Annotated in this window: 12 protein-coding genes and 1 pseudogene; all 13 read left to right on the top strand. The window is 46.8% G+C overall.

The annotated features are described in order from the left end of the window. Positions 1–1136 (top strand): TraM recognition domain-containing protein (locus tag DW640_RS22425; protein ID WP_233525470.1); only part of this gene is annotated, 1136 nt, incomplete at its 5' end. Positions 1137–1476: 340 nt separating this feature from the next. Continuing rightward, on the top strand, positions 1477–1836 hold the full coding sequence (locus DW640_RS24140; RefSeq protein WP_014299618.1) for a hypothetical protein: 360 nt from the start codon (positions 1477–1479) through the stop codon (positions 1834–1836). Positions 1837–2294: 458 nt separating this feature from the next. Beyond that, positions 2295–4604, top strand: coding sequence for a hypothetical protein (locus DW640_RS22415; RefSeq protein WP_032561152.1), 2310 nt, complete (start codon positions 2295–2297; stop codon positions 4602–4604). Between the two features lie 22 nt (positions 4605–4626). Then, positions 4627–5865: an OmpA family protein gene (locus tag DW640_RS22410; protein ID WP_025813753.1), complete on the top strand. Its 1239-nt coding sequence runs from the start codon at positions 4627–4629 to the stop codon at positions 5863–5865. Positions 5866–6429: 564 nt separating this feature from the next. Further along, complete coding sequence (locus DW640_RS22400; protein ID WP_032561177.1) at positions 6430–7590, top strand: OmpA family protein; 1161 nt, start codon at positions 6430–6432, stop codon at positions 7588–7590. A gap of 85 nt (positions 7591–7675) precedes the next feature. Then, positions 7676–8368, top strand: a complete 693-nt coding sequence (locus DW640_RS22395) for an MIP family channel protein (RefSeq protein ID WP_008760196.1) — start codon at positions 7676–7678, stop codon at positions 8366–8368. Positions 8369–8450: 82 nt separating this feature from the next. After that, positions 8451–8873 carry a large-conductance mechanosensitive channel protein MscL gene (mscL, locus tag DW640_RS22390; protein ID WP_008760197.1) on the top strand — a complete coding sequence of 141 codons (423 nt, stop codon included), beginning with the start codon at positions 8451–8453 and terminating at the stop codon, positions 8871–8873. A 125-nt stretch (positions 8874–8998) separates the two neighbouring features. Beyond that, positions 8999–9286 (top strand): HU family DNA-binding protein, encoded by a 288-nt coding sequence (locus tag DW640_RS22385; protein WP_008760198.1) that lies wholly within the window; start codon positions 8999–9001, stop codon positions 9284–9286. A 176-nt stretch (positions 9287–9462) separates the two neighbouring features. Next, a complete protein-coding gene (locus DW640_RS22380; protein ID WP_032561148.1) occupies positions 9463–10155 on the top strand; it encodes an SIMPL domain-containing protein in 693 nt (230 codons plus the stop codon). A gap of 125 nt (positions 10156–10280) precedes the next feature. Continuing rightward, entirely contained in the window at positions 10281–10508 is a 228-nt protein-coding gene (locus tag DW640_RS22375; RefSeq protein WP_080696110.1) for a charged multivesicular body protein 2b-B, read from the top strand. Further along, a complete protein-coding gene (locus DW640_RS22370; protein WP_008760199.1) occupies positions 10505–10696 on the top strand; it encodes a hypothetical protein in 192 nt (63 codons plus the stop codon). Before DW640_RS22375 ends, DW640_RS22370 begins: the two co-directional genes overlap by 4 nt. A 117-nt stretch (positions 10697–10813) precedes the next feature. Then, entirely contained in the window at positions 10814–12001 is a 1188-nt protein-coding gene (locus DW640_RS22365) for a clostripain-related cysteine peptidase (protein ID WP_032561147.1), read from the top strand. Between the two features lie 345 nt (positions 12002–12346). Beyond that, positions 12347–12640 (top strand): annotated as a pseudogene (locus DW640_RS22360) (hypothetical protein); the annotation flags it as partial.

Below are 12640 nucleotides of genomic sequence, written 5' to 3'. Positions count from 1 at the left end.
CGGTTCTTAGGGGAGAAGGGGGCAGTAATGCCCTTGACTTACCCGATATTTCCAAGCAGGGCGATTTCTTCGTGGAATCGCCTATCATTCTGTTAGCCAGTATTATATGGTATCTCAAAATCTACAAGAACGGCAAGTATTGCACCTTCCCCCATGCCATCGAGTTCCTGAACCGCAAGTATGCCGACATTTTCCCCATCCTGACCTCGTACCCGGAGCTTGAGAACTACCTTTCTCCCTTCATGGACGCATGGGAAAGCTCGGCGGTGGAGCAGTTGCAGGGGCAGATTGCCAGTGCCAAGATACCGCTTTCCCGCATGATCTCCCCGGCTCTCTACTGGGTGATGACGGCGGACGATTTCACCCTCGACATCAACAATCCCGAAGAGCCGAAAGTGCTGGTAGTCGGCAACAATCCCGACCGTCAGGGCATCTACGGGGCGGCTTTGGGATTGTACAACTCCCGCATTGTCAAGCTCATCAATAAGAAGAAACGTCTCAAATCCTCCGTGATTATCGACGAGCTGCCCACCATTTACATACGTGGGCTGGATAACCTCATTGCCACCGCTCGAAGCAACAAGGTAGCCGTCATGCTCGGCTTTCAGGATTTCTCTCAGTTGAAGCGTGACTACGGTGACAAGGAAAGCGCCGTAATCTGTAACACGGTCGGCAATGTATTTGCAGGTCAGGTAGTTGCGGAAACCGCCAAGACGCTCTCCGAACGCTTCGGAAAGGTCCTGCAGAAACGGCAGAACATGACCATCAACCGGAACGAGACTTCCGTCTCCATCAACACCCAGATGGACAGCCTTATTCCGGCAAGCAAGATTTCCAACCTCACGCAGGGCATGTTCGTGGGGGCGGTAGCCGACAACTTCGACGAGCGCATCGAGCAGAAGATTTTCCATGCCGAGATTGTAGTGGATAACGAGAAAGTCAGGCGGGAGACCGCCCGCTACGTGAAGATACCGCAGATCATCGACTTCACCGACAAGGATGGCAACGACACCATGCAGCAGCAGATTGATGCCAACTACTACCGCATCAAGAGCGAGGTTAAGCAGATTGTCGCTGACGAGATCGAGCGCATCAAGGCGGATCCGAAACTCTCACACCTGATCAAAAACGGATAATAAGCGTAAATTTCTACCTTAGTAGTAAAACAGTTGTTTTTATATAGTTTTACCAAGTTGGTTGAACAGCGCAAATTGTTGAATAATAGCGAATTTAAGCAATTCTTCGCCAAGAGCGCAAACCGAAAATTACGCAGCCATGGAAAATAGCAGGGAAAAGGATAACTGACCAAGGAGCAACTTGATATAATGTGGCAGGCTGTCTGCATCTGTCTAGGAAAGACACCGCAGGCGGTCAGGACGTGCTGGAAATGCATAAAACACTCCAGGCGAACAAAGTCCTGTTCAGGATGACGGATGAAAGAACAAGGGTGCAGCAACGGACGAGTACCTGCAACAGTTGAGCCGACAGATAGACCGGTTGGAAGGGTTGAAAGTAAACCACAGCCATAGTTTCAACGTGACATATTCCAGGTCGTATCTTGTTCAAGTCACCATCGTGGAATTGTTTCTTTTTTCGCTGGTGCATAACGCATGGCAGCTTAAAAGGGGCTGGCGGCTCAAATACCGCTACGTTCTGATGTCGGGAAATGCGGACGCCAAGACACTTGACAGGCTGGAGAACTGCTTCGAGTGGAACAGGGACAGGAAGCTAATATGGAAGATCAGGAAAGAGGTGGAGGACTTCGAGCGTTGGACGGAAAAGAAAGTGGCAGAAATGCTGCGTGCTAAAAGACAACAGCCGGGAGTGGGGAAATAACATACAAGAAAGAAAAAGGTCCAAAATATACCGTACTTCCTGATTTTTAAACGCTTCAAGTTATTGATTACAAGAACGGATTGTCTGAAGACGAAATTGTTAGATGATCAAAGTGACCATAACAACCGTATGGTATTTCTTGTTATAGTCGGTTGCATCTGATTATGCAGGAATTTTAATGTACATATTCAAATATAAATATTGATATAGGCCAAAAATACGGTTTATTTATTAATAAAATCATGATTAATAAACAAATTGTTAAAAAATAGAGCTAAATTGATAAGTTAAAAATTAAAATATTCATCTTATTTTGCAAAAAATATATTATTAATATTAATAACTATAACAAGTATGGTTAATTTTTACTGCTCGTTTTCCGTAAATCAAGGAATTATTTTAGGTATTGATTATATTGATTTATTCCTCATTTTATATATTTAAAATTAAACAATTACATGAATTTATTCAAATCATCAGTTCTGTGCGGCATGGTCATAGTGTCATTCATGACATCCTGTACAGACGTGGATATCACCATGCCCAAGGGGCCCAAAGGTGATACGGGGCTTTCAGCCTACGAGTTTTGGAAGGAAAAAGTTGCGGATGGAACCGTCAACTGGCCGAAGGATCAGACAGAAGTCGCTGACTTCTTCAAGTTTCTCAAGGGAAAAGATGGCAAAGACGGGAAGGATGGTCAGAGTGCTTTCGAGCAGTGGAAAGACATGATTGCCAGCGGTAGCGTGGACGACCCGCATAATCCCGGCGAGAAATGGCCCTCCGAAAACAACACGGTACAGGATTTCTGGCGTTTCCTGACCGGAGCCAGCGGAGAGGACGGACAGACACCGCATATAGGTGATAACGGCAACTGGTTCATTGGGAAAGAGGATACCGGTATCGGCGCACGTGGGCGTGATGGTCAGGATGGTAAAGACGGTAAAGACGGAACGAATGGTCGTGATGCTATACCGCCGACAGTCACCATTGGCGATAACGGCAACTGGTATATTAACGGAACGGATACAGGCAAGCCTGCTTTCGGTAAGGATGGCAAAGATGGAAAGGACGGAAAGGATGCCGTGCCTCCTACGGTCACCATCGGCGATAACGGCAACTGGTTTGTGGACGGAACGGATACCGGGAAAAAGGCCGTTGGGCAGGACGGGAAATCTCCCGAGGTTGCCATTGGCGATAACGGCAACTGGTATATAAATGGAACGGATACAGGCAAGCCCGCTTTCGGTAAGGATGGCAAAGATGGAAAGGACGGAAAGGATGGAAAGGACGGAAAGGATGGAGCTAACGGAGCCAACGGTAAAAGTGCCTACGAGCTTTGGAAAGAGTATATCTCGTCCGGTGATGTGGACAACCCGCATAATCCTGACCAAAAATGGCCGGCGGACCGGAACAAGCAAACTGATTTCTGGGATTTCCTGACCGGAAAATCCTCTGTTATCGAGATAGAAGTTGGAAAATACAATGTTATTCCTGAATACTGGAACTCTTCCCTGAAAGAGTATGTTGTACCTTCGGACGGTTCGGTTCTATTTACCGTGTATGACAAGACCGGCAAAAAGGTCACAGCCGGAGTAAAGGTGAGCGACTTACCCGGTGTATCTTCTACGGATGCATTTATCACAAACGAGGAAGGGCAGTTCAAGGTCACATGGGATAAATTGCCAGACAATAAGGGTTTATCAGAAAGGAAAGGAAGTGTGACTGTAACGGTTGATGGAACGCAGGAAACGAGTGCGGGCAACACGTTGGTGCCGAATAGGATCAATGTTAGAGCTATCATTACAAGCGCATATCTGTCTAATTATTCTAATACGTCGATAGATGTTTATAGGACACTAAATGTATATTACAGCTTCGAGCGTCAAGTGGATGGAGAATGGGATAAGTATCCGACGTCCATTACTACTCCTTATAATAGTATGAAATCGGCCAGGGTTAAAGATATAAACCGGCCTGTCAACGAAGGAAATGTGGACAAAGATCAGTTAGTCCGCTATAGCAATGGAAACTCATATCTCTACATCATTCGTCCGTTGGTTTTGACAGAGACGGAGAAGGCAAATGTGGCGAAGAATGATACTGTCGGCAAGTTGGCGAAATATGAATGGGACCAAACAGACAATTATGCGGCACTGTATTTTGGTGATGGTACGGGAAGTTATAATGACTATGGACAGACTATATATTTGCAGGACAAGATACATGTCCCGGAAGTGTATCCGGCCCCATCTTTTAAAGAAAACAGTGTGTTTATTGAAATCAAGCAGGGTATTACCACCATGTGGGGAGAGATTGACACGGATAATTTACAGGATTTTTATAAAACATACGCTTACCCGACAGGGCAAGATAAATTTACAAAAGAGGAAGGAACCAATGTTTGGAAACATCCGGAAGGCAAGTTGCCGGCATCAGAGCTGGAAGAAAATCGGGCTGTATTTATAGAAATGCGTACTTTCATCAATGGAACGGGAGGAACTGTACATACCGGATCCAAGCCGTTGTCAACGGGAGGCAAGCGCTTTAAACTGACAAGCACTTATCCCAATAACTGGATTGGTCTGGATATCAGACGACGGACAGAAAGCACTGATAAAATAACATATAATATATCTAACGAGTACCGTGGGCGTTACGCTTACTATCTGTTAAAAGAGGAAGATAAGTACTATTTAGTTGATTTTGCGGACTGGTCCAAGCGGATGCCCTTGCCAATCAAGGATTGTCCTGTCGACTGGATGAATTGATTTATTTATTGGATAATTGAATATGAAGAAAAAAATAACGATATGCTTTGTGTGTCTCTCCTTGCTGTTGGTCTCTCTGGCGGTGAGAGGACAGGACACGAAAACGACCCGTCGTGTGCCTCTCCAGGCAGAGGTGACGCATGACGGACTGTCAGAAAAGGAATCAAAAGCCTGGGAGATCGGTCTCGGCGGTTCGCTGATAAACTGGAGTCGGGTGTCAGTCACTGGTTTCCGGAGTACGCCGGACAACTACTTTTATAACCTGAAAGCGAATCATCTGATGGGAGGGGCAAACTTGTACATCGCACGGGAATTGAACCGGTGGTTTTACCTGGATTTGCAGGGAAGCGTCGGTTTGACGAAAAACAACAACCGTACCGCAGGTGATGACAGGAAACGTGATTTACTGTACATGGGGGGACTGGGGCTACAATTCCGCTTTACTCCCCTGCTCAGATCCCAATGGGTTGAACCTTATCTCAGGGTAGGTGTGAACTATCTGCATAAAGACTTTGCTTCCGTATATGGCGGCAACTTTGAGGATGATCCAACCGGACAGGCATATTGGGAGTCTTCCGACATCTGGAATCCTGACGGGCGTTCATCCGACAAAAACTCGTTTGTTCCCCTGTCTTTCGGGGCGGGTGTGAAAGCCTGGTTAAGCAACTCGTTCGGGCTGGGGTTACAAGGTGAATACCTTCTGCCCGTGCAGAAGGGGCTTCCCCACTTCGTTCAGGTTTCTGCCAGTGTCATCTGGCGTATTGGCGGAAAGAGCAAACATGCGGCTCCGGTGGTACGATATGTGGAGATAGAGAAACCCGTGGAAAGAATCGTCGAGCGGGTGGTTGAGAAAAAGGTGGAGGTTCCGGCCATTATTGACACTATGGCGTGTGATCTCTTGGAGAATATCCATTTTGAATTTGACAGGGATGTCATAACAGCCACTTCGGAAAGAACGCTTGACAGGCTGGCAGAGCTACTGAAAAGCTATCCGGACAGCCGTTTCCTTATCACGGGCTACACGGACGCCAAAGGAAGCGACTCCTATAACTTGACCCTTTCCGCACGGCGTGCTGAAAAGGTGCATGCCGCCCTGATCGGGCGTGGAGTTCCCGCCCGGATGATTAAATGGCGTGGCGTGGGTAAGCGTGCGGCCATTATCTCCGCCACTGCTGCGGACAATATCCGTGAAGGGGACAGAAAAGTCCTGCTGGAACGAGTTACCAACATGGATTATTGGAATGCCCTGGATAGCAAATAACCCGAATGTTCAGATAGTGATGAAAATGGATTGAAACAGTGCGGGAATCTCATCCGCATCATTCTATTCCCAGGTCAGGAGGAGTAATACGGGGCATTTCTCCGCCAGGCCTGGGAATTTTACTTTACATGACCGGATGGACGTGCAACAGGTTTAGATGATTATCGAGAATGATTAATAAGCATAAAACCGCTTATGCTATGATTGTATTGCTGCAAAATTATAAATATAATTGTCCATGTTTTTACATTACTAATAAACAGATCGACACTGTTTTTCATGGGGAAGCAGGCAGAATGATCGCTCATGATAATACTTGTGATTCACATGAATGGAAAAAACTTGTGTCTTTGTAGTTTAACAATCAAAATATTAAAACTTATGAATACTCTTCTTTTGAATGCCACTTCTTCCAAAAGAAAAAGAATCACTTCTGAAGGTCATCCATACAGCCAGTTTCTTTGCATTAAAGAGCTAAAATGACAAAAAAAAGAGCTGGAATGAAAACATGTGTTTTTGAATAAATTTCGATTTTTGCAAAATAATTAAAAATTAAACCTTATGATGAAGAAAATTTTTATCAGTTTGTTTTTGTCTGGTGTTTTTATGTATCACACAAATGCCCAGACTGCAGTAGAGGGTAACAAGTTTCTGGACAACTGGTCCATCGGGATCAGTGCGGGAGGAACAACCCCGTTAACACATCATTCTTTCTTTGGAAACATGCGCCCGATCACGGGGATAGAACTGAATAAACAATTGACACCGGTTTTCGGTTTCGGTCTGGAGGCGGTCGGAAGCTTTAACACCTCACAAAGCAGGACCATTTTCGACCGCTCCAATGTCAGTCTGTTGGGGTTGGTGAACCTGAACAATCTCCTTGGGACCTATACCGGGGTTCCCAGACCTTTTGAAATCGAAGCGGTGGCCGGAATCGGGTGGTTGCATTATTATATGAACCGGGAAACGGGTTCCGATCAGAACAGCATGTCAACAAAACTGGGCCTGAACTTTAATTTCAACCTGGGAGAGAGCAAGGCATGGACATTGGCACTGAAACCTGCCCTGGTCTATGACATGAATGCTATGGGTTCCGAAGCCGTACGTTTCCATTCCGGACGGGCCGTATGGGAAATATCCGTTGGTCTGAAGTATCATTTCGGATGCAGTAACGGGAAACACCACTTTACAAAAGTGAGAGCTTACGACCAGCAGGAGGTGGATGTCTTGAACGCAAAAATTAATGAACTTCATACACAGGCCGGTAAAGATGCCGAGGCATTGCAGGAGGCAGTGCGAAAGGTAACGGAACTGGAGGCCGCACTGGACAAATGCCGCAACCAGGAACCAAAAATTGTGAAAGACACCATTGAGAACACTAAAAAGACGCTGGAATCCGTCATAACTTTCCGCCAGGGCAGGACGACAGTTGACAACTCCCAACTCCCGAATGTCGAACGTATCGCTACTTATTTAAAGAACCATAAGGGAGCAAGTGTGCTCATCAAGGGTTATGCCTCTCCTGAGGGAAGCGTGGAAGTTAACGAGCGGATCGCCCGACAAAGAGCGGAGGCCGTGAAAAAAATGCTGGTGGGCAAGTATGGAATTGCAGAAGAACGGATTGTAGCCGAGGGCCAGGGAGTAGGGAACATGTTCGAGGAGCCCGACTGGAACCGGGTAAGCATCTGTACGATCAACGCGGGAACGGAATCCAGTAGCCGTTAAATGCGATCCGGAAAATACCGGAAAGATGCATTCACTTGAACAGAATGTATTAACTATATTTATTCTACACGTAATTTGAAATGCTATGAACAGGTATGTATCTGAAATGATCGGGACAATGATCCTTGTTTTGATGGGATGCGGAAGTGCTATTTTTGCCGGGGATATGCCCGGTGCGGTCACCACCGGGGTGGGTACCCTGGGAGTTGCCATAGCCTTCGGGCTGTCGGTGGTCGCCATGGCATACGCTATTGGCGGAATATCCGGATGCCATATAAATCCGGCGATCACACTGGGCATGTACTGCTCGGGAGGAATGGGGGGCAAGGATGCCCTGTTATACATTATTTTTCAGATAATCGGGGGGATTCTCGGATCAGCCGTACTTTTCATACTGGTATCTACGGGGCCACATGCCGGCCCTACCATGACAGGGAGCAACGGCTTTGCTGAGGGGGAAATGTTGCAGGCCTTTATCGCTGAGGCCGTCTTTACGTTTATTTTCGTTCTTGTGGCGCTGGGAGCCACGGATAAAAAGAAAGGGGCCGGTAAACTGGCGGGCCTGGTCATCGGGCTGACGCTTGTCTTGGTGCATATCGTATGTATTCCCATCACCGGAACATCAGTAAATCCCGCGCGCAGCATAGGACCCGCACTTTTCGAGGGAGGAGGCGCGATCTCACAGCTTTGGCTATTTATAGTCGCTCCACTGACAGGAGGTCTGGCCAGTGCCATAGTGTGGAAAGCCATTTCTCAGCATAGCGACAGACAACGATGAAGGGAAGGTGGATGACCCCGAGACACGTTTCTCTGTTATCCACCTTTGTTTGATACATTATTATCAACAAAAATAAAAAAAGATGTCAAAAAGTAGTTTTTTACTGGATTTTAAGGCGTTTGTCATGCGTGGAAACGTAGTAGACATGGCCGTGGGTGTGATTATTGGCGGTGCCTTCGGGAAAATAATATCTTCAGTGGTGGCAGACATCATCATGCCACCGATAGGGTTGCTGGTAGGCGGAACCAACTTCTCGGAACTGAGATGGGAATTGGAACCCGCCAGGGTAGTTGATGGAGTCGAACAGGCGGCCGTCACGATAAACTATGGAAACTTCATACAGACCATGCTGGATTTTGTGATCATCGCTTTTGCCATTTTCTTGTTCATCCGCCTGCTCTCCAATCTCAGGCGCAAAAAAGAAGAGACACCCTTGCCCCCACCTGTCCCGAGCAACGAGGAAAAGTTACTTTCAGAAATACGTGACTTGCTGAAGAAACAATGACGTTTATTCAAACGGTATGGACGGTATCGGGCAGGAACATATCTGAGGAACAGGCTACTCCTTGGCGGTGGAAATTTTCCTTTGTCCCTGAATGATAAAAATAGTGTGAACATTAAAATTCAGATATGACTAAAGCAGATATTATAAACCGGGTCTCTGAGGAGCTTGGAATCGATCGCAGGACCGTTGGCCTGGTAATCGAGAGTTTCATGAAATGCGTGAAGGATGCACTCGGCAGAGAGAGAATTGTATTCCTGCGCGGATTCGGGACCTTTTCTTTGAAGAAAAGGGCGGCAAAGAAGGCACAGAATATCCAACAGCACACAACCATATGCATCCCGGCTCGCAAGGTCCCTCATTTTAAACCCTCGGAGTCTTTCTTGGTTCTCCGGAAAGAAGATAATCGAAAATAGACTGGGAGTGAATCTACCCCTTCCATTGTCAGGGAGGGGTGGATTTTAATGTGTTTTATGGAAATTTATCAATCATGTTTTACTCCTGTTTTCCAGCCCCGTTCAGATATGGACTACAGGATCATAGATGACCGGACGATCATGTAGATTCCCGGTAAACCTGTAAATAGACTGTTATGCGTGTTTTCAATCTTTTATTGTTGATCTCCATGTTCATTCCCTTTCCGCTGCCCGCTCAGGTGGGCGAACGTTATATAGAGGTAACCGGTACTTCCGAGATAGAGGTAGTTCCTGACAGGATTCATTACGTTATCGAAATAAGGGAGTACTTCGAAGAAGAGTTTGATGGCGTATCCAAACCGGAAGAATATCGGACGAAGGTTCCTCTTACCAGGATAGAGGAGGAATTGAAGCAGGTTTTGAAAATAGTCGGAGTGCCACGGGAGGCAATCCGCACACAGGATGTGGGCGATAATTGGCGTAAGCCGGGACAGGATTTTCTGGTTTCCAAATCATTTGATGTCACGTTACGTGACTTCACACTGATTGATGAAATTTTAAAACGGGTGGACACAAAAGGAATTCATACGATGTATATAGATAAACTGGAACATAGGGATATCCTGTCCTATCACAGGAAGGGCAAGATAGAAGCACTGAAAGCGGCACGGGAAAAGGCGGTTTACCTGCTGGAGGCAATAGGTAAGAGGCCGGGTGAGATCATCCGCATCGTGGAAGGAGGGGATGCTGGAAAAGAGATGTTTGCACAAGGTCATATCTTATCGGTTGCCCCGCCCCCATTCGAGAGAAGCCGCACGATAAAAAAGAGATATTCGATGCTGGTCCGGTTCGGGATCGTGGATCGATGAACCGTTATTATAACAAATCCCGGAATGGACTTGCAAGAGAAGATAACGGGCATTCGGGTTTGCGGTGAAATATCCGGCCTTTTCTCTGACCGGTAAATAGATTAATAGATTCAACTCACGATAAGATGAAAGATTATTACTTTATTATGAATGCCGGGGTAAAAGCCGGAGGAGAGATCACCCATGCGGTATTAGAAGGGAAAATTGTATCTGCACCGAAAGGATACGATGCCTTCACGGGGATTGAAGCGGCCAGGGAGAAACTGGCTTGCGGGAATATCCGTCAGCAGATGGAAGAATTCGGTATCGAACTTGAGATCGTGCCGGTAAATACTGTTTTTTTACTACGATGAAGGAATATTGCGTTTATTGGTTTGAAAACGGAGAACCGAGGCACGAGGTATTTTCCTGTCTGGACGGGGCGGAGATGTTTTCCTGCATGATAAGAGGACAGGACGGCGTGGAACACGTGGAAATATCCGAGGAAGATATTTCCGCTCCGGAGGAATTCCGGGAAATATGCCCCGGAGATTTCTCTTGAACATATGACATGGATCCGGGGTCCTTTTTTGCCGTAGCCTGGCGGTAAAGGGACCTTATCTGGTTGTAAAATCGGGCAGTGTCAACCATTTTTTCACCGATTAATCGCATACGCAAGATGAAAGCTCCACGGAAAATTTATACATGGACCAGTATCCTGCTTTTCGTGTGCTGTTCCCTTATTTTTCTTTCATGTGAAAAGGAAGAGCTCGGGGAAGCCATGGAAAATCGGAAAACGTTATTCATGTTTCTGCCGTGGTCCACTGACCTGACAGGCTATTTTTACACCAATATCGCGGATATGGAGGCGTGTGTAAGCAGAAGGGGGCTGGAGCATGAAAGAATTCTCGTGTTTATGTCCACGAGCTCTACGGAAGCCACGATGTTTGAGATCATACATTCCAAAGGAAAGTGCGATCGTAAAACGCTGAAAAGGTATGGCACTCCGGGGTTTACTACGGTGGAGGGCATAACGGGGATATTGAACGACGTGCAGGAATTTGCTCCTGCTCCGGTTTACGCTATGATCATAGGTTCCCATGGCATGGGATGGCTTCCTGTGGACGGTACACAGGCGCATTCCCTTTTCCGGATGAAAAAGCATTGGGAGTATCAGGAGCAGCCGCTGACACGCTATTTCGGGGGACTGACCCGGGAGTTCCAAACGGACGTGGGTACCCTGGCCCGGGGGATTGTAGGCGCGGGCGTCAAAATGGAGTATATCCTGTTTGACGATTGCTATGTGTCATCCGTAGAGGTTGCCTATGAACTGAAAGAAGCCACAAGATTTCTTATAGCCTCTACCAGTGAAATGATGGCATACGGAATGCCTTACGCCACTGTGGGGGAGTTCCTGCTGGGAAATCCTGATTACGGATCCCTTTGCGAAGGATTCCACGACTTTTATTCAACCTATGAAATGATGCCCTGCGGGACACTGGCTGTGACAGATTGCTCTGAATTAGATAATATGGCTGCTATCATGAAAAGTATCAATGACAGGTATGTTTTCGATGATTCCCTACAAGGAGAACTCCAGGGACTGGACGGATACACCCCCGTCATCTTTTATGACTTTGCCGATTATGTCCTCACCCTCTGCTCTGACCCTATCCTGACAGCCCGCTTCAGGGAACAGCTGGAGCGGCTTGTTCCCTATAAAACCCATACGGGTAAATTTTATTCCAGGGCCAAAGGGCCCCTTCCCATACATACTTTCTCGGGTATAACGATCTCGGACCCGAGCACCAATCCCATGGCCTTACTGAAAGGTACGACCTCTTGGTACAAGGCCACACACGAATAACCCCGTGGAAAACGGACAGATGAAAATACCCGCATATGACGCAAATATTCCCCTTTCTTCATAAAATTTCCGATAAGTTCGGACAGCATCGAAAATAATTCTACACGTATGTACCATATATAATTTTGCAGTGATATTTTTATTTACAGTTTATTCGGGGTAAAAAGGTCACGAGAAAATCAAAACTTCAATTACTCTCGAACCGGAATGTGACAAATCTACGAACAGGAGGACAAACGAGGATACCTAAGCCGTAAATTGCACGTTTCCAGCATTCATCCCATATCTTTACGTCCGGTTTCAATCGGAACCTTAAAAATATTCACCATTTAATTTTTTCAGATTATGGACGAACAACCGGACAGCAGCCAGCAGTTAATGGACATCCTGCTCGTCATGGACGAGAAAGGCACGCTCCAAGCCGTCAGCGGAGTAAAGGACGGCGAGTTACAGACCAAGAACCCACTGGAGGACAACAACGACCTCCTGCGGGTGGATCGCCACGGCGATATGTTTTCAAATTTCTTTTCCAACCTCTGGAGCCAGTTGAAAGATCCGACCCGCTTCCATTTCTTCCGTGTGCCGGAAGAGGAGGTGCAGCGGGTAGCCGCCGATTTCCGGCAGCGGGAGAGCCGGTCG

Origin of the sequence: Bacteroides sp. AM23-12 (assembly GCF_003434395.1) — a bacterium.
GTDB lineage: Bacteria > Bacteroidota > Bacteroidia > Bacteroidales > Bacteroidaceae > Bacteroides > Bacteroides thetaiotaomicron.
This window is presented reverse-complemented; position numbering and strand designations above follow the sequence as displayed.

Bases quoted from the DNA above. Each gene is read 5' to 3' on its own strand.
- DW640_RS22370 (WP_008760199.1), top strand. From the start codon at position 10,505: ATGAAGGAATATTGCGTTTATTGGTTTGAAAACGGAGAACCGAGGCAC.
- mscL (WP_008760197.1), top strand. From the start codon at position 8,451: ATGTCAAAAAGTAGTTTTTTACTGGATTTTAAGGCGTTTGTCATGCGT.
- DW640_RS22400 (WP_032561177.1), top strand. From the start codon at position 6,430: ATGAAGAAAATTTTTATCAGTTTGTTTTTGTCTGGTGTTTTTATGTAT.
- DW640_RS22410 (WP_025813753.1), top strand. From the start codon at position 4,627: ATGAAGAAAAAAATAACGATATGCTTTGTGTGTCTCTCCTTGCTGTTG.
- DW640_RS22415 (WP_032561152.1), top strand. From the start codon at position 2,295: ATGAATTTATTCAAATCATCAGTTCTGTGCGGCATGGTCATAGTGTCA.
- DW640_RS22380 (WP_032561148.1), top strand. From the start codon at position 9,463: ATGCGTGTTTTCAATCTTTTATTGTTGATCTCCATGTTCATTCCCTTT.
- DW640_RS22365 (WP_032561147.1), top strand. From the start codon at position 10,814: ATGAAAGCTCCACGGAAAATTTATACATGGACCAGTATCCTGCTTTTC.
- DW640_RS22385 (WP_008760198.1), top strand. From the start codon at position 8,999: ATGACTAAAGCAGATATTATAAACCGGGTCTCTGAGGAGCTTGGAATC.
- DW640_RS22375 (WP_080696110.1), top strand. From the start codon at position 10,281: ATGAAAGATTATTACTTTATTATGAATGCCGGGGTAAAAGCCGGAGGA.
- DW640_RS22395 (WP_008760196.1), top strand. From the start codon at position 7,676: ATGAACAGGTATGTATCTGAAATGATCGGGACAATGATCCTTGTTTTG.